General features: G+C 63.6%; 16 protein-coding genes. 12 read left to right on the top strand and 4 right to left on the bottom strand.

Annotated features, from left to right (window positions below; translation table 11 throughout):
• Positions 1 to 67: 67 nt before the first annotated feature.
• The gene (locus HWX14_RS27215) at positions 68 to 628 is read right to left on the bottom strand and encodes a DNA-binding protein (protein WP_175885415.1); all 561 of its coding nucleotides are present in this window, start codon (positions 626 to 628) and stop codon (positions 68 to 70) included.
• 274 nt (positions 629 to 902) lie between these two features.
• Here HWX14_RS27215 and HWX14_RS27210 point away from each other — a divergent pair, with 274 nt between their 5' ends.
• From HWX14_RS27210 to HWX14_RS27200, 3 genes are read left to right on the top strand one after another with little or no spacing between them, the layout of a single operon-like run.
• Positions 903 to 2,129, top strand: coding sequence for an aromatic ring-hydroxylating dioxygenase subunit alpha (locus HWX14_RS27210; RefSeq protein ID WP_175885414.1), 1,227 nt, complete (start codon positions 903 to 905; stop codon positions 2,127 to 2,129).
• Positions 2,126 to 3,523: an SLC13 family permease gene (locus HWX14_RS27205; protein ID WP_175885413.1), complete on the top strand. Its 1,398-nt coding sequence runs from the start codon at positions 2,126 to 2,128 to the stop codon at positions 3,521 to 3,523. Before HWX14_RS27210 ends, HWX14_RS27205 begins: the two co-directional genes overlap by 4 nt.
• 22 nt (positions 3,524 to 3,545) lie before the next feature.
• A complete protein-coding gene (locus HWX14_RS27200) occupies positions 3,546 to 4,517 on the top strand; it encodes a PDR/VanB family oxidoreductase (protein ID WP_175885412.1) in 972 nt (323 codons plus the stop codon).
• Positions 4,518 to 4,763: 246 nt separating this feature from the next.
• Here the strand turns inward: HWX14_RS27200 and HWX14_RS27195 are convergent, their stop codons facing one another.
• Complete coding sequence (locus tag HWX14_RS27195; RefSeq protein WP_175885411.1) at positions 4,764 to 5,366, bottom strand: LysE family translocator; 603 nt, start codon at positions 5,364 to 5,366, stop codon at positions 4,764 to 4,766.
• A gap of 794 nt (positions 5,367 to 6,160) precedes the next feature.
• On the opposite strand from HWX14_RS27195, the gene HWX14_RS27190 reads away from it, so the two are divergent.
• The 4 genes from HWX14_RS27190 to HWX14_RS27175 are packed head-to-tail and all read left to right on the top strand — an operon-like array spanning position 6,161 to position 11,751.
• Complete coding sequence (locus HWX14_RS27190; protein WP_175885410.1) at positions 6,161 to 7,777, top strand: tryptophan halogenase family protein; 1,617 nt, start codon at positions 6,161 to 6,163, stop codon at positions 7,775 to 7,777.
• Complete coding sequence (locus tag HWX14_RS27185) at positions 7,777 to 8,859, top strand: monodechloroaminopyrrolnitrin synthase PrnB family protein (RefSeq protein WP_175885409.1); 1,083 nt, start codon at positions 7,777 to 7,779, stop codon at positions 8,857 to 8,859. The genes HWX14_RS27190 and HWX14_RS27185 overlap by 1 nt, the downstream gene beginning before the upstream one ends.
• A gap of 51 nt (positions 8,860 to 8,910) precedes the next feature.
• The gene (locus HWX14_RS27180) at positions 8,911 to 10,611 is read left to right on the top strand and encodes a tryptophan 7-halogenase (protein ID WP_175885408.1); all 1,701 of its coding nucleotides are present in this window, start codon (positions 8,911 to 8,913) and stop codon (positions 10,609 to 10,611) included.
• Positions 10,612 to 10,635: 24 nt separating this feature from the next.
• Positions 10,636 to 11,751 carry a Rieske 2Fe-2S domain-containing protein gene (locus tag HWX14_RS27175; RefSeq protein WP_175885584.1) on the top strand — a complete coding sequence of 372 codons (1,116 nt, stop codon included), beginning with the start codon at positions 10,636 to 10,638 and terminating at the stop codon, positions 11,749 to 11,751.
• Between the two features lie 161 nt (positions 11,752 to 11,912).
• Here the strand turns inward: HWX14_RS27175 and HWX14_RS27170 are convergent, their stop codons facing one another.
• The gene (locus tag HWX14_RS27170; RefSeq protein ID WP_175885407.1) at positions 11,913 to 12,425 is read right to left on the bottom strand and encodes an Lrp/AsnC ligand binding domain-containing protein; all 513 of its coding nucleotides are present in this window, start codon (positions 12,423 to 12,425) and stop codon (positions 11,913 to 11,915) included.
• A 173-nt stretch (positions 12,426 to 12,598) separates the two neighbouring features.
• On the opposite strand from HWX14_RS27170, the gene HWX14_RS27165 reads away from it, so the two are divergent.
• Positions 12,599 to 13,615, top strand: a complete 1,017-nt coding sequence (locus HWX14_RS27165; protein WP_175885406.1) for a 1-aminocyclopropane-1-carboxylate deaminase — start codon at positions 12,599 to 12,601, stop codon at positions 13,613 to 13,615.
• 71 nt (positions 13,616 to 13,686) lie between these two features.
• Positions 13,687 to 16,374 carry an alpha-ketoglutarate dehydrogenase gene (mdeB, locus tag HWX14_RS27160; RefSeq protein WP_175885405.1) on the top strand — a complete coding sequence of 896 codons (2,688 nt, stop codon included), beginning with the start codon at positions 13,687 to 13,689 and terminating at the stop codon, positions 16,372 to 16,374.
• A 275-nt stretch (positions 16,375 to 16,649) separates the two neighbouring features.
• Here mdeB and HWX14_RS27155 read toward each other — a convergent pair whose 3' ends face one another.
• Positions 16,650 to 17,546: a LysR family transcriptional regulator gene (locus HWX14_RS27155; RefSeq protein ID WP_175885404.1), complete on the bottom strand. Its 897-nt coding sequence runs from the start codon at positions 17,544 to 17,546 to the stop codon at positions 16,650 to 16,652.
• A gap of 132 nt (positions 17,547 to 17,678) precedes the next feature.
• Between HWX14_RS27155 and HWX14_RS27150 the strand changes: the two genes are divergently transcribed.
• The 3 genes from HWX14_RS27150 (at position 17,679) to HWX14_RS27140 (ending at position 21,002) form a co-directional block, all read left to right on the top strand.
• Positions 17,679 to 19,103, top strand: coding sequence for a M20 family metallopeptidase (locus tag HWX14_RS27150; protein ID WP_175885403.1), 1,425 nt, complete (start codon positions 17,679 to 17,681; stop codon positions 19,101 to 19,103).
• Positions 19,104 to 19,151: 48 nt separating this feature from the next.
• Positions 19,152 to 20,438, top strand: a complete 1,287-nt coding sequence (locus HWX14_RS27145) for an MFS transporter (protein ID WP_175885402.1) — start codon at positions 19,152 to 19,154, stop codon at positions 20,436 to 20,438.
• A 171-nt stretch (positions 20,439 to 20,609) separates the two neighbouring features.
• A complete protein-coding gene (locus tag HWX14_RS27140) occupies positions 20,610 to 21,002 on the top strand; it encodes a hypothetical protein (RefSeq protein ID WP_175885401.1) in 393 nt (130 codons plus the stop codon).
• The last annotated feature ends 36 nt before the right edge of the window (positions 21,003 to 21,038 follow it).

Below are 21,038 nucleotides of genomic sequence, written 5' to 3'. Positions count from 1 at the left end.
CCGGCGACGCGGGAAGCGACGGGAAGCGATGGCGGCCGACGCGCCGTGGAGCCGGAAGGCGTGCGGTTCACGCCGACGGCGCGTGTGCGCCGGCGCCGCCTGCCGCGCGGTTCACCTGCGCGAGCACGAATGCATAGACGTCATCGAGCGTCGACACGATGCGCGTGCCGGCCGCGACGCCATCGAACGCGCTCGCGGGCCCGGCGCAGATCAACGGCTTCGCGAAGCGCGTCGCGAGGCGGATCTCGTCGAGCGTGCCCTTGCTCCCCGGCAGTGCGACGACGACGTCGCTCGTCAGCACGTTCACGTAGTTGCGGCTCAATGCGTCGTCCGGCGCGTCCGCTTCCTTGCGCGGCAGTGGCGTGACGACAGGCAGGTCGATGAACGGATTCGGATAGCCGGCGATCGGCACGAAGCCGAACAGCGGGTGCGCTTCGCTCGGCACGATGCCGATCGAGCGGCCGCGGCGCCCCGGCGTCGTCGCGTAGGCGCGCGCGACCGACAGCATCACGCCGCGGCCGGCGCCGGTCAGCAGGTCGAATCCTTGCGCGGCGATCCACGTTCCGAGCGGCGTCGCCCACTCCGGCCATTCGTTCTTGCCCGAGCCCATTACGCCAATGATCGCCATCTTGTCCTCCTGGTTGGCCGACGCGCGGCGCGTCGATCTCGGCGATCGCGCGTACCGTTCGTCTTTTTAATTATACACATCGACCGATTTCTGGCGATGCGAAGGCGATGACGGGCCGAAAATTGTGGATTTTCCCGCCTTGCATTTTTCCTTCACTTTATTTAGTCTAAAAAAATAGATTTTTCGACGGGCGTATCGCGACTCGAGGGTTCGCCGGTACGCAGACGTCTCCGGGGCGATACAGCCCGCTACAACCTGAGAGAGAGGTGTATTCATGCTTGACCACGCCACCAACGAATTGCTGACCCGCGTGGGGCCCGGCACGCCGTGCGGCGAGTTGCTGCGTCGCTACTGGCATCCGGTCGGTTATTCGTCGGAGCTGGCCGAAGCCGGTCAGACCAAACGCGTGCGGATTCTCGGCGAGGATCTGGTGCTCGCGCGCACCGGCAACGGCGGCGTGCTGCTCGTGCAGGAGCGTTGCCCGCATCGCGGTGCTTCGCTGCTGTACGGCTTCGTCGAGGAAGCCACGATCCGCTGCGCGTATCACGGCTGGCAGTACAACGCGGCCGGCGAATGCGTGGAGCGGCCGTTCGAATCGGCGAAGGCGAGCCGCGTGTGCAAGAAGCTGATCGACAGCTATGCGACGCACGAATGCGGCGGGCTGATCTTCGCCTACATGGGGCCGGTGGAGCAGAAGCCCGCGTTTCCGAACTGGGACATCCTCGTGCGCAACGACGGCGTCCGCCATTTCGAGGTGCAGGACGATCTCGCGTGCAACTGGTTCCAGGTGCAGGAAAACGCCGTCGACGTCACGCACACCTTCTATACGCACTCGAAATACTTCGAGCGCCTCGGCATGCGCGACGCGTCCGGGTTCGGCAAGCCGTTCAAGCGGTTCGGCTTCCAGCGCTTCGACTGGGGCATCGTGAAGAGCTGGGAATACGAAGGCGAGGGCCGTGGCTGGGGCAACCTGATGGTGTTCCCGAACATGCTGCGGATCATGACCGAGATGCACTGGCGCGTGCCGGTCGACGATACGACGACGCGGATCGTCTGGGTGTCGTTCGCGCCGAACGCGGATGGCGCGCAGCCGCCCGCGGACGAGGCGCCGAAGATCGTCCGGCAGCCGGCGCGGACCGACGCGGCGGGCCGCTACCTGATGGACACGTTCATGAGCCAGGATGCGATGGCGGTCGAGACGCAGGGCCCGATCTTCGATCGTTCGCGCGAGAACCTCGGCGCGTCCGATCGCGGGATCGTGATGTTCCGCCAGATGCTGCAGGAGCAGATCGACGCGGTCGCACGCGGCGAGCGGCCGGTCGCGAACGTATACGGCGGCGCGCCGGACGTGACCGACCTGCGCGCATGGATGGGCGGCTATCTGCCGATGAGCTGCGCGCCGGACCCGACGTTCCGCCAGCAGCGCGAATTCGGCGACATCTTCGACGAGTCGCACGTCGAATACGAGATCCCGGCGAACTCGCCGGTGATGCGCGCTTGAGCGGCGGTGCGCTCGGCGGGCCGGGCCGCGGCGCCGGCATGCTGACGGCCGGCCGCGTCACGGCCGCGCTGCTCGCGGCCGGGCTCGCGAGCGTCGCCGCGCTCGGCGCGCGCGGCACGCTGTCGGCCGGCGACGCCCGCATCGTCGCGATCGTGTTCACCTGCATCGTGCTGTGGGCGACGGGCGCGGTCGCGAGCCTGTGGGTGTCGCTGCTGTTTTTCTTCCTCGCGGCGACCTGCACGTCGGTGCCTACCGCCGAGATCTTCTCCGGCTTCGGGTCGAGCGCGTTCTGGCTCGTGTTCAGCGGCGCGGCGATCGGCTTCGCGCTGAAGGAGAGCGGCCTGAGCGAACGGATCGGCATCGCGCTCGCGCGCCGGATCGGCGGCTCGTATCTGAAGGCGCTGCTCGCGTTCGCGACGCTGAGCTTCCTGCTGTCGCTCGTGATGCCGTCGACGTTCGGGCGGATCGCGATCCTGATCCCGATCGCGATCGGCTACTGCGACGTCGTGAAGCTCGGCGCGCACGCGAACGGGCGGCGCGGCATCCTGCTGCTCGTGATCGTCGGCTCGTACGAGCTGGCTGCCGCGGTGCTGCCCGCGAACCTGCCGAACGTGATCATGGCGGGGATTCTCGAGCAGTCGCACGGGATGCATCTGCGCTTCTCCGAGTATCTGCTGCTGTTCTTTCCGGCCGGCGTGATCGTGCGCGGCGCGGTGCTGGTGCTCGCGTCCTGGTGGCTGTTCGCGGATACGGTCGGCGAAGTCGAGATACCGGCGGCGCGCGTCGCGCTCGGTCGCCGCGAATGGCACGCGATCGTGCTGCTGGCGATCACGCTCGCGCTCTGGTTCACCGACGCCGTGCATCGCATCGCGCCCGGCTGGGTCGGGCTCGGCTTCGCGCTCGTCTATTTCGGCACGTCGCCGCCCGCGCAGCTCGAGCGCTTCACCGCGACGCTGAAGATGGACCTGCTGTGGTTCATCGCGGCGATCATCGGGCTGACCGCGCTCGTCAACCATCTCGACATGCGCGTGCCGGACACGCTCGCGCTCGACGCGCTGCGCGACAGCCCGATGCTCATGTACTTCGCGCTGACCGCGCTGTCGATCGTCGTCTGCTTCGCGGTCACGTCGAATGCGGAGCCGGCGCTCTACGTGCCGATCGTGTCGCGCCTGCTCGCGCAGGGGCTGCACCTGAAGGCCGGCCTGCTCGCGCAGGTGATGGGCTATGCGACCACGGTCCTGCCGTATCAGTCGCCGCCGATCGTGTTCGGCAACGCGCTCGCGCAGCTGGACCGGGGTGCGGTGCTCCGGTACTGCATCGCGACGGCGCTGCTGGGCGTGGTGTTCGTGATCCCGGTCAATGCGTTGTGGTGGCGGCTGATCGGGCTGCTGTGAGTTTTCCTGAACGGTGAATCCAATGATCGAAAACGATCTGCTTGCCGCGCGCGTGATTGCGCGCGAGCGCGTCGCGTGCGACGTGATTTCGCTGCGGCTCGTCAGCGACGCGCCGGGTTTCTCCCTGCCTGCGTTCGAAGCCGGCGCGCATATCGACCTGCATCTGCGCGACGGGCTCACGCGCAAGTATTCGCTGTGCAACGATCCGGTCGAGCGCGGCGTGTACGAGATCGCGATCAAGCGCGAGCCGGCGTCGAGCGGCGGCTCCGCGCATGTGCACGATGCGATCCGGGTAGGCGACGTGCTGCGGATCGGCGCGCCGCTGAATTACTTCCCGCTCGCGCCGGACGACAGCCCGGCCGTGCTGCTTGCCGCCGGGATCGGCGTGACGCCGTTGCTCGCGATGGCGCATAGCCTGGTGCGCGCGGGGCGGCCGCTCGCGTTCCACTACTTCGTGCGTTCGGCCGACGCGGCCGCGTACGGGGCGACGCTCGCATCGCGGCTCGCGGACGTCGCGACGCTGCACACGGGGCTGACGCCCGACGCGACCCGCGACGCGATCGCGACGATCGTCGGCGCGATGGATTCGCGCTCGCATCTGTATTTCTGCGGACCGGCGCCGTTCATGGCGGCCGTCGACACGATCGCGCGCCCGGCGCTCGGCGATGCGCGGCTTCATCACGAGTATTTTTCCGCGCCAGCCGCGCAGCCTGCCGACGGCGAGGCCGACGCGTTCCGGATCGAACTCGCGCGCTCGCAGCGCGTGCTGCTCGTGCCGCCGGGGCAGTCGATCACCGATGTGCTGTACGAGCACGGCATCGCGGTCGCCACGTCGTGCGAGGCGGGCGTGTGCGGCGCATGCCGGACGACCGTGCTCGAGGGCACGCCCGATCATCGGGACGCGTTCCTGAGTGCGGCGGACAAGGCCCGCAACGATTGCATGATGCCGTGCGTGTCGCGATGCCGCGGCGAGCGGCTGGTGCTGGATCTCTGACCGCACGCGGTTCGACGGCTGCACGGGCGTCAACTCGACGTCGACGTCGACGCCGAGCCGTTTCGCGACGTCGTTCGCCAGATCGACGTTGAAGCTGGCCGGCTTTTGCGTCGCGGGATCGAGCGGGCCGAACGGCTTGCCCGACAGAATCACGCCGATCGTGCGCATTGCCGGCTCATGCTCGCATCGGCACGACGAATACGCTTGCGAAGCGAAATGCGTCTTCGCCGGGAAGCGCCGCGCCGGTCAGCGGTTCACGACCGAGTACACGAGCGTGCCGGAGAACATCAGCAGCACGAGCGACGCGCCGCGCAGCAGCGTCGACGTGCGGGCGGCCCACGCGCGTTGCGAAGTGAGGAGTCCGCCGAGGGACGACCAGCCCACGCCGATTGGCGCGAGCACGACCAGAAATACGACGAGCGCCCACGCGAAATAGTGTGCGGACCTGAACGCCTCCAGCGGGAACAGCGTGCTCGAGAACAGCAGCGCCTTCGGGTTCATCATCGTCGCGACGAACACGTCGCGAAAGCTCACCGGCGCGCTTGATACGTCCTGCAGCACGCGGCTATGCGTCCACATCTTGAGCGCGAGGAAAAAGATGTAGACGGAACTCGCGAGCTTGACCGCGTCATAAAGCCAGGGCCGGCCGGCCGCGAACGTGGACAGGAAGAAGCCCCATACGGCAATCGCGATCGCGTAGCCGAGCGCCTCGGCGACCACGAGCGGCCAGGTGCCGCGCAGGCCGACCTTCAACCCGGACGACAGCAGCAGCGTATTGGTCGGCCCCGGCACGATCAGCACCAGCGAGACGTACATCGACATCTTCAGCAACGCTTCCTGAATGGGCACGCGGCCTCCTCGATTCGTCAGTGTCGCGGTTCGCGTCCGGCCAAGGCCGGCGCGCCGCTGAAATAGTGGTCGTCCTTGATGCACGGCCGTTCGATCTGCGCTTCCGTGCACTTGCCCGTCTGCATCGCACGGGCTTCGTGTCCGCCGGCACACATCATGACGAAATTCTCCGGTGACGACGCGGATTATTTTTGGGGTCGAGATCAAGGGCGCCGAAATGCGAAAAGGTCTAGATCTTTGTTTTGGAAGTGGTCAATTCTTTATTTCTTTCGCGTGAATGCAGTTGGCTATTTCGTATTTTCTTGGAAAGTATGGCCCTGGGTTTGTGTGATTTAAATGAAGAATAAATCTGGTTGTTTCGGGAAGCGTAAATCGTCGATTGTGAGAAATTTGGTCGATATTTTCCGGGATTTAGAATTTCTCTGAATCACCTTGGATCGATATGAAATTTTTCGAGATATGCCATCGCGAACGCTGCTAAGGTGTGTCGCAGAGGTCAAGTGCGCGGTATGACAGTCCTGGTAACAATTAGAGAAACTGACCATATTCATGCACTAATGTAGATCCCCGTACCGGAGAGTCAATCTGTCGAGGTCGAATCCCTCGCGCGGTGTGCCGCCGCGTGCAATGGGAATTCGCATTGTTGCTTGATTTCGCTGCGATTCACTGCGCCTTTTGGGTGCCATTTGTCGTGATGGACCAAACACGTCATCGCGCGTTAGCGGACGCGTTTCCCGTTCAACTCGACCAGGCGGCACTATCCATTCAGGTTTCAAATCCTATGGGAAGCGTTCATGAGTAATCCGATCAAGAATATCGTCATCGTGGGCGGCGGCACGGCGGGCTGGATGTCCGCGTCGTACCTCGTCCGGGCGCTCCAGCAGCAGGCGAACATCACGCTCGTCGAATCCGCGGCGATTCCGCGAATCGGCGTGGGCGAGGCGACCATTCCGAGTTTGCAGAAGGTGTTCTTCGACTTCCTCGGGATACCGGAGCGCGAGTGGATGCCCCAGGTGAACGGCGCGTTCAAATCCGCCATCCGGTTCGTGAACTGGCGGAAGTCTCCCGACGGTTCGCGCGGCGATCACTTCTACCATTTGTTCGGCAACGTGCCGAACTGCGACGGCGTGCCGCTGACCCACTACTGGCTGCGCAAGCGCGAACAGGGCTTCCAGCAGCCGATGGAATACGCGTGCTACCCGCAGACCGAGGCGCTCGACGCCAAGCTGGCGCCGTGCCTGCCCGACGGCACCCGCCAGATGTCCCACGCGTGGCACTTCGACGCGCACCTGGTGGCCGACTTCCTGAAGCGCTGGGCCACCGAACGCGGGGTGAAGCGCGTGGTCGACGAGGTCGAGCAGGTTCACCTGAACGATCGCGGCTACATCTCGAGCCTGTCCACCAAGGAGGGGCGCACGCTCGAGGCGGACCTGTTCATCGACTGCTCCGGCATGCGCGGGTTGCTGATCAACCAGGCGCTGAAGGAGCCCTTCATCGACATGTCCGACTACCTGCTGTGCGACAGCGCGGTCGCCAGCGCGGTGCCCGCCGACGACGCGCGCGACGGGATCGAGCCGTACACGTCGGCGATCGCGATGAACTCGGGGTGGACCTGGAAGATCCCGATGCTGGGCCGGTTCGGTAGCGGCTACGTGTTCTCGAGCAAGTTCACGTCGCGCGACCAGGCCACCGCCGACTTCCTCGACCTTTGGGGGCTGTCGGACAAGCAGCCGCTCAACCAGATCAAGTTTCGCGTCGGGCGCAACAAGCGGGCGTGGGTCAACAACTGCGTGTCCATCGGGTTGTCGTCGTGCTTTCTGGAGCCGCTGGAATCGACGGGCATCTACTTCATCTACGCGGCGCTTTACCAGCTCGTGAAGCACTTCCCCGATACGTCGTTCGACCCGCGGTTGACCGACGCATTCAATGCCGAAATCGTCTACATGTTCGACGACTGCCGGGATTTCGTGCAGGCGCACTATTTCACGACGTCGCGCGACGACACGCCGTTCTGGCGCGCGAACCGGCACGACCTGCGGCTGTCGGACGCGATCAAGGAGAAGGTCGAACGCTACAAGGCGGGGCTGCCGCTGACCACCACGTCGTTCGACGATTCGACGTACTACGACACCTTCGACTACGAATTCAAGAACTTCTGGTTGAACGGAAACTACTACTGCATCTTTGCCGGCCTGGGGCTGCTGCCCGACCGGTCGCTGCCGCTCTTGCGGCACCGGCCGGAGTCGATCGACAAGGCCGAGGCGATGTTCGCGCGGATCCGGCGCGAGGCCGAGCGTCTGCGGACGACGTTGCCGACGAACCACGATTACCTGCGCTCGCTGCGTGACGGCGACGCGGGGCTGTCTCGCAGCCAGCCCGGGCCGACGCTCGCGACGCCGGAGATCCTGTAGTGGAGCGCGCCCCGGACCGGGTACGCGCGATCGCGGCCACGCACGCCGCCGTGGCGGCCTGCGATCCGCTGCAGGCGCGCGCACTCGTCCTGCAACTGCCGGGCCTGAACCGTCAACGGGATGTGCCCGGCATCGTCGGCCTGTTGCGCGCGTTCCTGCCGGCGCGTGGCGTGCCGTCGGGCTGGGGCTTCGTCGAAGCCGCCGCCGCGATGCGGGACATTGGGTTCTTCCTCGGGTCGCTCAAGCGGCACGGACACGAGCCCGTGGACGCGGTGCCCGGCCTCGAGCCGGTGCTGCTCGACCTGGCGCGCGCAACCGGCCTGCCGCCGCGCGAGACGCTGCTGCACGTGACGGTCTGGAACCCTGCGGCGGCCGACGCGCAGCGCAGCTACACCGGGCTGCGCGACGAGGCGCACCTGCTCGAGAGCGTGCGCATCTCGATGGCGGCCCTCGAGGCGGCCATCGCGTTGACCGTCGAGCTGACCGACGTGCCGCTGCGCTCGCCCGCGTTTGCGCAAGGGTGCGACGCGCTGGCGGCCCATCTGCAGAAAATGGTCGACTCGATCGTCTACGCGTATCGCTTCATCTCGGTGCAGGTGTTCTACGACGAACTTCGTCCGTTCTACGAACCGATTCGAGTCGACGGCCAGAACTACCTCGGTCCCGGTGCGGTCGAAATGCCCCTTTTCGTGCTGGAGCACGTGCTGTGGGGCGCGCAATCGGACCACCGGGGTTATGTGGAATTCAAGGAGACGTACCTGCCCTACGTGCTTCCCGCGTTCAGGGCGATCTACGCGCGGTTCGCCGGGCGGCCGGCGCTCGTCGACCGCGTGCTCGGCGAAGCGCAAGCGGCCCGCGCGCGGGGCGAGCCCGTTGCCGGATTGGCGGCGCTCGACCGCGTATTCGAGGTTCTGCTGCGCTTTCGCGCGCCGCACGGCAAATTGGCCGAGCGCGCGTACGAAGTCGGGCGAAGCGGCCCCACGATCGGCAGCGGCGGGTATGCACCGAGCATGCTCGGCGATCTGCTCACGCTCACACGCGCGACGCGGTCGCGCGTTCGGGCCGCGCTCGACGCGCGCTAACGGCTTGGCGCGCGCGGCCATGTGTTCCATCTCACCAGGAGAGTTTGCCCCATGACTCAGCAGAGCCCCGTGAACGGGCGCGACAACAACCACTACGATGTGATCATCCTCGGCTCGGGCATGTCGGGCACGCAGATGGGGGCCATCCTGGCCAAGCAGCGGTTTCGCGTGCTGATCATCGAGGAATCGTCGCACCCGCGCTTCACGATCGGCGAATCGTCGATCCCCGAGACGTCGCTGATGAACCGCATCATCGCCGATCGCTACGGCATTCCGGAGCTCGACCACATCACGTCGTTCTATGCGACGCAGCGTTACGTCGCGTCGAGCACGGGCATCAAGCGCAACTTCGGCTTCGTGTTCCACAAGCCCGGCGAGGAGCACGACCCGAAGGAGTTCACGCAGTGCGTGATTCCCGAGCTGCCGTGGGGGCCGGAGAGCCACTATTACCGGCAGGACGTCGACGCGTACCTGCTGCAAGCCGCGATCAAGTACGGCTGCACGGTTCGCCAGAAGACGAGCGTGACCGAATACCACGCCGACAAGGACGGCGTCGCGGTGGCCACCGCCCAGGGCGAACGGTTCACCGGCCGCTACATGATCGACTGCGGCGGCCCGCGCGCGCCGCTCGCGGCCAAGTTCGGGCTGCGCGAAGAGCCGTGCCGCTTCAAGACGCACTCGCGCAGCCTCTACACGCACATGCTCGGGGTCAAGCCGTTCGACGACATCTTCAAGGTCAAGGGGCAGCGCTGGCGGTGGCACGAGGGGACCTTGCACCACATGTTCGAGGGCGGCTGGCTCTGGGTGATTCCGTTCAACAACCATCCGCGGTCGACCAACAACCTGGTGAGCGTCGGCCTGCAGCTCGACCCGCGCATCTATCCGAAAACGGACATCTCCGCGCAGCAGGAATTCGACGAATTTCTCGCGCGGTTCCCGAGCATCGCGGCGCAGTTCCGGGACGCCGTGCCGGTGCGCGACTGGGTCAAGACCGACCGCCTGCAGTTCTCGTCGAGCGCCTGCGTCGGCGACCGCTACTGCCTGATGCTGCACGCGAACGGGTTCATCGATCCGCTGTTCTCCCGCGGGCTCGAGAACACCGCGGTGACGATCCATGCGCTCGCGGCGCGCCTGATCAAGGCGCTGCGCGACGACGACTTTTCCCCCGAGCGCTTCGAATACATCGAGCGCCTGCAGCAGAAGCTGCTGGACCACAACGACGACTTCGTCAGTTGCTGCTACACGGCGTTCTCGGACTTCCGCCTGTGGGACGCGTTCCACAGGCTGTGGGCAGTCGGCACGATCCTCGGGCAATTCCGGCTCGTGCAAGCCCACGCGAGGTTCCGCGCGTCGCGCGACGAGCGCGACCTCGATCACCTCGACGACAACGCACCGTACCTCGGGTTCCTGTGCGCGGACATGGAGGGCTACTACCAGTTGTTCAACGACGCCAAGGCCGAGGTCGAGGCTGTGAGCGCCGGGCTCAAGTCGGCCGAGGAAGCCGCGGCGCGGATTCACGTGCTCATCAACGAACGGGAGTTCGCGAAGCCGATGTTCGGCTTCGGGTACTGCATCACCGGCGCCAAACCGCAGCTCAACAACTCGAAGTACAGCCTGTTGCCGGCGATGAAGCTGCTGCACTGGACGCAGACCAGCGCGCCGGCGGAGGTGAAACGGTACTTCGACTACAACCCGATGTTCGCGCTGCTCAGGGCGTACGTCACGACCCGCATCGGCCTGGCGCTGAAGTAGTCGACCGAACCCGGAATGAAAATGATAGATGACGTTCAATTGAATCAAGTGCGCGCCAACGCGCATCCGTCGGCGGCGTACGACGCGACCACGCGCGTGGCCGCGAGCTGGTACGTCGCGATGCGTTCCGACGACCTCAAGGACAAGCCGACCGCGCTGACGCTGTTCGGCCGGCCGTGCGTCGCGTGGCGCGGCACGACGGGCCGCGCCGTGGTGATGGACCGCCACTGCGCGCACCTCGGCGCGAACCTCGCCGACGGGCAGATCAAGGACGGATGCATCCAGTGCCCGTTTCACCACTGGCAGTACGACGAGCACGGCCAGTGCGTGCATATTCCCGGCCACAACCAGACGGTGCGCCGGCTGGAGCCCGTCCCGCGCGGGGCGCGCCAGCCGACGTGGGTTACCGCCGAGCGGTACGGCTACGTGTGGGTGTGGTACGGCTCCGCGCAGCCGCTGCACCCGCTGCCCGAAATCGCCGCGGCCGACGTCGACAACGGCGACTTCATGCATCTGCACTTCGCGTTCGAGACGACCACGGCGGTGTTGCGGATCGTCGAGAACTTCTACGACGCGCAGCACGCGACGCCCGTCCACGCGCTCCCGGTCTCGGCCTTCGAGCTCAAGCTCTTCGACGATTGGCGCGCGTGGCCGGAGGTCGAGCCGCTGGCGCGGGCGGGCGCGTGGTTCGGCGCCGGGATCGACTTCACCGTTAACCGGTACTTCGGACCCCTGGGCATGTTGTCGCGCGCGCTGGGCCTGAACATGTCGCAGATGAACCTGCACTTCGACGGCTACCCCGGCGGATGCGTGATGACCGTTGCGCTGGATGGCGTCGTCAAATACAAGCTGCTCCAGTGCGTGACGCCGGTGAGCGACGGCAAGAACGTCATGCACATGCTCATCTCGATCAGGAAGGTGGGCGGCCTCCTGCGCCGCGCGACCGACTACGTGCTGTTCGGGCTCCAGACCCGGCAGGCCGCGGGGTACGACGTCAAGATATGGAACGGGATGAAGCCGGACGGCGGCGGCGCGTACAGCAAGTACGACAAGCTCGTGCTCAAGTACCGTGCGTTCTACCGGGGGTGGGTCGACCGCGTGGGCGCAAGCGAGCGGCAATACGAGAGTAGGCAGCTCTAGGCGAACCGGTCTCGGCGCGTCGCGTCGTTTCGTCAGGCGAGTGCGACCTGCGGTGCGCCGAGCGACCGCGCGTTACCTCGCGCGCTGCGCATGAGCCGGGCCAGCCGGGCGGTTGCTTGCTTGTTCCGGCGTGAACAGGAAACGGCTGCCTTGCTCAGCCGCTAGATGGCGATCTGCGTCGAGGAAAAAACCTGTTTGAGCACCATGAAAGTCCGAATCTGACGCACGCCGGGCAGATAAAGCAGTTGCTCGGCATGGAGCCGGTTGAAGCTTTCGCTGTCGCGCGTGCGCAGCATCATGAAGTAGTCGAACTCGCCGGTCACCACGTGGCATTCCATGCAGCCGGATACGTTCTGGGCCGCTTTTTCAAACGCGGCAAAGGATTCGGGGGTCGATCGATCCAGCACGACGCCGATGATCACGACCATGCCCGCGTCGAGGGCAGGCGCGTTGAGCAACGCGACGATTCCTCGGATCAAACCCAGGCTCTTGAGCCGTTCGACCCGGCGCAAGCAGGCCGGCGCGCTCAAATTCACCTTCGCCGCCAGCGCGACGTTCGAGATCGATGCGTCCTTCTGAAGGGCGCGCAGGATCGCTTTGTCCGTACGGTCAAGTTCGACGTGGCTCGCGTCATCCGGGTGCGATTTGTCGAGAAATTTTGTTGTCGATTTCATCGATTCAAAAAAATTTACATTCGTGGGGATGGTGAAAATTGTATTTCAAAGCGCGGCAAGGAATATATGTTTGCAACCATGTTTCGCGGGTATTTCACTAGAATTTCTTCGTGCCCGGTCGCCCTGACGACATCAGGCGTCGGAACCCACCGCCCATCTTTCGGAGAACTTCCGTGAACCTCGATCGCTTTCCTCGCCACAAGCTGACCTTCGGACCCACCCCCATCCATGAGTTGCCCCGCCTCAGCCAGGCGCTGGGCGGCAAAGTTCATCTTTATGCGAAACGAGAAGACTGCAACAGCGGCCTGGCGTTCGGCGGCAACAAGACCCGGAAGCTCGAGTACATCGTGCCGGACGTTCTGGCGAGCGGCGCCGACACGCTGGTATCGATCGGCGGCATCCAGTCGAACCAGACGCGTCAGGTCGCGGCAGTCGCGGCTCATCTTGGCCTGAAATGCGTGCTGGTCCAGGAAAATTGGGTCAACTACTCGGACGCGGTGTATGACCGTGTCGGCAACATTCAGATGTCCCGCATGATGGGCGCCGACGTTCGGCTGGTCAGCGACGGCTTCGACATCGGCATTCGTCCGAGCTGGGAACAGGCGATGGAGAGTGTTCGCAGCGCGGGAGGGAAGCCGTATCCGATTCCCGCCGGTTGTTCCGAGCATCGGCTGGGCGGCCTCGGGTTCGTCGGTTTCGCGGAGGAAGTCCGCGCCCAGGAAGCCGAACTCGGATTCAAGTTCGACTACATCGTCGTGTGTTCGGTGACCGGAAGCACGCAGGCCGGCATGGTCGTCGGGTTCGCGGCGGACGGACGCGCGGATCGCGTGATCGGTATCGATGCGTCGGCCAAACCCGAGCAGACGCGCGAACAGATTCTTCGCATCGCACGCCAGACCGCCGACCTCGTGGAACTCGATCGACCGATCGAGGACGCGGACGTGGTGCTGGATACGCGCTACGGGGGCCCCGAATACGGCCTGCCGTCGGAAGGGACGCTCGAAGCGATTCGACTGAGCGCGAAGACCGAGGGAATGTTGACCGACCCGGTTTATGAAGGCAAGTCGATGCACGGCATGATCGATAAGGTGCGCCGGGGCGAGTTTCCGGAAGGGTCCCGGGTGTTGTATGCGCACCTCGGCGGCGTCCCCGCATTGAATGCATACAGCTTCCTGTTCAAGAACGGTTGAGGTTTGGCCGCGTTCCGACTGCAAGTGGCGTCGGAACGCGGCGTGCATATCGCCAATTCGGGGTGCCAAGTATGGACATGCAGAATCGATTCCCGACCACGACGACGGACCCCGACCCGGAGGAGCTCCGGGAATGGTGCGACGCGCTCGATGGCGTGTTGCATGCGTGGGGCGGCGATGAAGGCAAGGCACGTGCACGCCATCTTCTCGACACGTTGTTGGCGCACGCACAGGCCCGTCGCATCGCGTGGCGGCCGCCGTTGGTCACGCCATACGTCAATACCGTGGCGCCCGACGAGCAGCCGGCCTATCCGGGCGATCTGCACATCGAGCGACGGATCGCGGCGTTGATACGGTGGAACGCGCTCGCGATGGTGGTCCGCGCCAACCGTGCGCAGGGGGAACTGGGCGGACACATTGCCAGCTATGCTTCCGCCGCGGATCTGTTCGAGGTCGGTTTCCAGCATTTTTTCCGCGGCCCGGATGCGGTGCACGGCGGCGATCTGGTGTTTTTCCAGGCGCACTCCGCGCCGGGCGTCTACGCTCGGGCGTTTCTCGAGGGGCGACTGTCGGAAGAATCGCTGTCCCGTTATCGCCAGGAGATCGTGGCGGAGGCTGCCGGCATCCGGGGATTGAGTTCATATCCTCATCCCTTTCTGATGCCGGACTTCTGGCAGTTTCCGACCGGGTCGATGGGGCTGGGGCCGCTCAACGCCATTTATCAGGCGCGGTTCATGCGGTACATGGAAAATCGCGGCTTGAAAGAGCACGGCGACCGTCGCGTGTGGGGTTTTTTCGGCGACGGAGAAATGGACGAGCCCGAGTCGATCGCCGCGTTGACGCTCGCGGCGCGCGAGCGGCTCGACAACTGCATATTCGTCGTCAACTGCAATCTCCAGCGACTGGATGGCCCCGTTCGCGGCAACGGCCGGGTCATCGACGAGCTCGAGGCGTTGTTCGCCGGCGCCGGATGGAACGTCATCAAATGCATCTGGGGCTCCGAGTGGGATGCGTTGCTCGACCGCGATCATGATGGGGTGCTCGAGCGCGCTTTCGCGAACACCGTCGATGGCGATTTCCAGACCTTGTCGGCCAATGACGGCACGTTCAATCGCGAGACGTTCTTCAGTCGGACGCCGGAACTGCGAGCGCTGGTGGAGTCGTTGTCCGACGACGACATCGCGATGCTTCGGCGCGGCGGGCACGATCCCGTGAAAATCCATGCCGCTTTTGCCGCGGCGACGGTCAGGAATGGTCGACCGTCGGTCGTGCTCGCCAAGACGATGAAGGGCTATGGCATGGGCTCGATCGCGCAAGGGCGCATGACGACGCATCAGCAGAAAAAGCTGGAGCGGGACGACCTGATTGCATTTCGGGATCGATTCGCGCTCCCGCTGTCTGACGAAGAGGCATCGGAAGCGCGGTTTTATCGGCCGCCGCACGATAGCGATGAACTGCGGTACTTGCGGGAGCGTCGCGAAGCGCTCGGCGGCTATCTTCCTCAGCGACGTGCGGTATCCGGGCGACTCGTGGTGCCCGAACTGGCGAGCGTCGCGGGCTTCTCGATCAATGCGGACGGCAAGGTCATGAGTTCGACGACCGCCTTCGTCAGGCAGCTCGGTGCGCTGCTCAAGGACGCCAAGCTTGGCCCGCGGTTGGTTCCGATCGTGGCGGACGAGGCCAGAACGTTTGGCATGGCGAATCTTTTCCGTCAGGTCGGCATCTACGCGCCGTTCGGGCAGTTGTACGATCCGGAAGACAATTCGTCGATGCTCTCGTATCGCGAAGCGGCCGATGGTCAAATTCTCGAGGAAGGTATCACGGAGGCGGGGGCCATCTCGTCGTGGACGGCCGCTGCGACGAGTTACGCCGTGCACGGTGTTCCGATGATGCCGTTCTATATTTACTACAGCATGTTCGGGTTTCAGCGGATCGGCGATTTGATCTGGGCGGCTGCTGATCAGCGGGCTAGAGGTTTTCTCGTCGGCGCTACGTCGGGTCGCACGACGCTCGGTGGAGAAGGATTGCAGCATCAGGATGGGTCGAGTCATCTGCTCGCGTCGACGATACCGACTTGTCGGGCGTACGATCCGTCCTTTGCCGGTGAGCTGGCGGTTCTGGTCGACTATGGGCTGCGGCGCATGCTGAGTGATGCGCATGACGAGTTCTATTACGTTACCGTCACCAATGAGAACGTCGCGCAGCCGAGTGTTGCTGATGCTTCGCATGAAGGTATCGTTAAAGGCATGTATCTGTTTCGACAAGGAGGCCGCTTTCAGAAGCGGGTTCAGTTGTTCGGCAGCGGCGCGATCATGGGGGAGGTGCTCAAGGCGGCAGACGAACTCGAACGGTTACATGAGGTGGCGGCGGACGTCTGGAGTATTACCAGTTATGTCGAGCTGGCGCGGGATGGTGCGCGGTGCGAGCGGGAATGGCGGCTTGGGTCTGGCGATATCGGGGCATCGTGGATTTTTAGCCAGCTGCGCGGGACGGTTGGGCCGATTGTCGCTGCGTCCGACTACGTGAAGGCGCTTCCGGAAATGGTTCGTGCGTATGTTCCGGAAGGACGGCGGTATGTCACGCTTGGGACCGATGGGTTTGGTCGAAGCGATTCGCGGGCGCAGTTGCGGAGGTATTTTGAGGTGGATGCTCAAGCTATTGTGCAGGCAAGTTTGAGGGCCCTCGAGGGGCCGGAGATGGGGAGTGAAGTTCGCGAGCAATCGGGATCTTCTAATGTCTTCGGGTTGGTGGCGCACTAATGTGGGGCTTCCGGGCGAATAGGGTGTTGGGTCATTGTTTTAGGTTGGTGCTCCACACGCTTGTCGTTGAACCTGCTTTGCTAACGGTCTATTAGCGTCGCCCCTGCGCGGGGCGGCGGTCACTTTTCTTTGTCTTCCAAAGAAAAGTAACCAAAAGAAAGGCGCGTCCTTGGGCGGACGGCAAAGGAGGTTCTGCTCAGGGTCGTGGTCTCTTTGTCGCCCCAGTTCATGGGGTGGCGGGACCGGGTGGTCACAAATACGGCGTCGTCGCGTACCTAGTCGGTCGTATGCAGCTGCTTCACCAACTCGCCAACGAAGTCGACCAAGACGGTCGACAACACTCGGCCCGACAAGGTCTGGATCTGGATCGCCCGCAATGACATGCCCGGATGATCAATCGGTATCGCTACCAGACCGTCCGCCGCAAGACGCGCTTGCACCGTCAAGCGGCTGGTCAGCGAAATCACTCCGGACATCTGAGTGAACGCATACAGCGTGCTCGAGTTGTTGCAGGTCAGGACGGGCTCGAAGAGGATATTTTCCAGGCTCGCCGTCGTATCGAAAAGTTGACGGATCGTCGTGCCGCGGTCGAGCAGCGCAATCGGGAAATTACGCAGCTCGGCCATCGATACCGTCGCGTGGCCGGCCAGCGCGTGAGAACGCGGCATGACCGCGCAAATGGGCGCGCTCTGCGTGTACTCGACATTGATCTCCGGCTCTCGTACGACACCGAATGTCAAGCCGATATCGGCTGCGCCGCTGCGGACGTGTGTCGTTACCTCTCCCGGTGCAGTCACGGCCACCTCGAAAGTGGTGCCGGGCGACTTTTCCAGAAATTGCGTGATGGCGCGAGGGAGAACATCTCGCGCAAACGCCTCCGACGTCGAGACGCGGATCGTGCTTCGATCGAATGAATTCAGCGCCTTGATCTCCTCGATCACCTGCTGACCTTCAAGCAGGGTTCGACGGACATGCGCAGCCAATAGCTCCCCCGCCTTGTTGGGGACCATGCCGCGCGCCTGACGCTCGAAAAGCGGGCAGCCAACCTCCTCCTCGAGCTTCGTAATCTGACGGCTGAGCGCCGAGATCGACACGTGCAGCTTCTCCGACGCCTCGCTCAGCGAACCGGTGTTGGCAACGGCAAGGAAGTATCGGAGTGCAGCGTTGTGCATGACGGCCGCCAAGTTTGCGTTATTGGAAAGCAGGGCACGCAAAAAAGTCAATTGTAGTGCGCGTTTTGGCTTCGTACGCTCGATCCATCAGGGTTGAACAACCCGCTCTCCACGATACACGCGAGGATCACCATGACGCGCCACCAAGCAATCGACTCTGCCACAACATATTTCGATTCGGGTGGCTTCCTGAAAGATCTCGCGCGACGCGTCCGCATGATGACGGAAAGTCAGGATTCCGGAAGGGCCGGCGAGCTTCGAGCATATCTCGTCGACGAGATCGCGCCGTCGATCGACCGTATGGGTTTTGAGTCTCGTATCGTCGAGAACCCGGTTGCGGGAAGCGCGCCGTTCTTGATTGCCACGCGTATCGAGGATCCCTCGCTTCCAACGATCCTGATGTACGGGCACGGTGATGTCGTCCGCGGTTATGACGGGCAGTGGAAGGACCAGATGTCGCCATGGAACATCACGGTTGACGGAGACCGATGGTTTGGGCGCGGCACGGCGGACAACAAAGGGCAGCACACGATCAACCTGGCCGCGCTGGAGCAAGTCATCGCGGCCAGGAATCGACGTCTGGGCTTCAATGCGACGCTGCTGCTCGAGATGGGGGAAGAAACAGGATCGCCCGGGCTGCGTGCGGTCTGCGAGCAGAACAAGGATCTTCTCGCCGCCGACATTCTGATCGCTTCGGATGGCCCGCGGGCCAGATCGAACGTCCCCTGTGTTTTTCTCGGGTCGCGCGGATTCGTCAACTTCACGCTTTCCGTCCGGCTCCGGTCGGGCGCACATCATTCCGGAAATTGGGGCGGGGCGCTCGGCAATGCCGGAACCGTACTCGCGAACGCGATCTCGTCGCTCGTCGACGGGCGCGGGCGGATCCTCGTCGACGCGCTGTTGCCGACGCATATTCCGGATGCGGTGCGAATCGCGCTGAAGAATATTGCCGTCGGTGGCGGGCCCAACGATCCTCACGTCGATGCCAATTGGGGCGAACCTGGCCTGACGGCCCAGGAGCGTGTCTATGCATGGAACGCACTGGAAGTGCTGGCCTTTACCACCGGTAACCCGACCAGCCCGGTCGGCGCGATTCCGCCCGTCGCGCAAGCGCATTGCCAACTCAGATACGTCGTCGGTACGGATTGCGAGCGTATCGAAGAAGTTCTGCGGCATCACCTCGATCAGTGCGGGTTCGATAGGGTCGAGGTGGTAATCGGCGAGCGGATGGGCGCCACGCGCCTGCCGCCGGAAGATCCGTGGGTCGCCTGGGCGCTCGATTCGATCGAGCGCACGACCGGCAAGCATCCGGATTTGCTTCCCAATCTTGGCGGGTCGCTGCCCAACGATGTCTTTTCCGAGGTGCTAGGCCTTCCGACGGTCTGGATTCCGCACTCATATGGAGCCTGCTCCCAGCACGCACCGAACGAACACCTGCTTGGAAGCGTCGCGCGTGAGGCGCTACAGATCATGGCCGGCATATTTTGGGATCTCGGAGAGTCGGCATCCGCCGTCCGGGATCGGCGCAAGCAAGGAGCGCTTGTCGTGCAGGCATAAGACGCCAGTTTTTAATGCACTTGTTATCGTCAGCTAACGGAGAATGAGATGCGTACTATGGAAATGGTGGATGCCGCGCCGACAAGAGAACAGGCTCCTAACGTATTGCGATTGGTGGCCGCCGCAACCGTCGGCAATGCGTTGGAGTGGTTCGACATACTGGTTTACGGGTTCTTCGCAATCTCGATTTCAAAGGCTTTCTTTCCGGCGTCGAGCAGCGGGGTATCCCTTCTTCTGACGTTCGGGACGTTCGCGATCTCGTATCTGGCCAGACCGATCGGCGCGCTCGTGCTGGGTTCGTATGCGGATCGTCGCGGCCGCAAGGCATCGATGATGGTGTCGATCGTGACGATGATGATCGGCACGACGACGATCGCGCTGACGCCGAGTTATGACTCGATCGGCGTGATCGCACCGGTTCTGGTCATCTGCGCTCGACTGCTTCAGGGCTTTTCCGCGGGCGGCGAATTCGGCAGCACCACCGCGTTTCTGGTGGAACAATGTCCCGAACGCAAGGGATTGTTCGCGAGCTTCCAGTTCGCGAGTCAGGGGTTGAGCTATATGCTCGCGGCCGGTTTTGGTGTTCTCCTCACCCTGACCCTCGATGCAGGCGCGATCGATGCATGGGGTTGGCGCATACCGTTTCTCTTTGGTGTGTTGATCGGCCCCGTCGGCCTGTACTTGCGAAAGCACGTGCATGAGGCCGACGGGGCAACGCGTGAAAGGCGCGATTCGTTTCCGGTAAGGGAAGTGTTCGTCAATCAGAAAGCGAGAATGTTGTTGGCGATCGGTACGCTCGTCCTTTCCACCGGCGCCAGTTACGTCATTCTTTATATTCCGACCTACGCGGTGCGTGAGCTTCATCTGCCCGCCAGTTTCGGCTTCATCGCAACGATGTTGACCGGCGCCATCCTGACGTTCGTGACGCCGTTCGTCGGCTATCTGTCGGACAGGATCGGCCGCGTCAGGCTGATGATCTGGGCCGGGATGGCATTCATTCTGACCATTTATCCGGTTTTCAAATTGCTCGGAGCGCATCCCGATCTGGGGCGGCTCATGGCGATGATGGCCTGGATCGGGACGCTGAAGGCGGTCTATTTTGGCGCGCTGCCGGCGCTGATGGCGGAGGTATTTCCGACAGAAACCCGAGCGACGGGGATGGCGATCAGCTACAACATCGGCGTCACGCTTTTTGGCGGCTTCGCGCCGCTGATCGTCGCATCGTTGATCCATCAGACAGGCAATCTGGCCTCGCCGGCGTTTTACCTGATGCTGCTCGGCGTGCTGAGTTTGATTGCATTGCGCGGATGCCGATCGATGTTGAATCTCCGATAAGGCAGCGCATCGAGAGAATCCCGCACAGCCGAGCGATTGCTTCGCCGGGTGCGGTCCGAGACTGTTTCGACGACAAGCGAGGTGATCGGGATGAGTGCAAGGAAACTGGACACGGTATCGTCGGGGGCTTCGACGTGGAATTGGCTGTTACCGCCTTCGGAAAGGGCGCGCGTGTGTGTCGTCGTTGATCGAAGCCCCGGCGCGGCCGCGGTTTCGGCGATCGTAGCCCGCTTCACGGCGGTGCCGGAAGTCGCGCTTCTCCAGATTGACGATCCCGTCGATGCACATCGTGCATGGAGCGAGTCGCTCATGCCGGGTAATGGTCCCGATGCGGTGACGACGAGCACGGATTGCCGATTGAGTCGATTGCCGCGAGGCGTGCCGTTGCTGGTGTGGTCGACACGCCCGCAAGACCTCGACTGGCTCGGCGGCATTGAAGGAAACAAGGTGCGTGCCCTCGTTACTTTCGAGGGCGACGACGTCGAAATGCAGGTATCTCGTCTTCTCACGCTTGTTCTGAAGGAGTTGAAGCAGGCGATCGCCGAGAACATATTGACCTATTAATGCGATGAAAATGGTCTTGCTTCGGCATGTGGCCTT

The organism is Burkholderia sp. BCC0044 (assembly GCF_902832955.1).
Lineage (GTDB): Bacteria > Pseudomonadota > Gammaproteobacteria > Burkholderiales > Burkholderiaceae > Burkholderia.
Note: the sequence above shows the minus strand (reverse complement) of the source record. Positions and strands in the feature narration are given on the sequence as shown.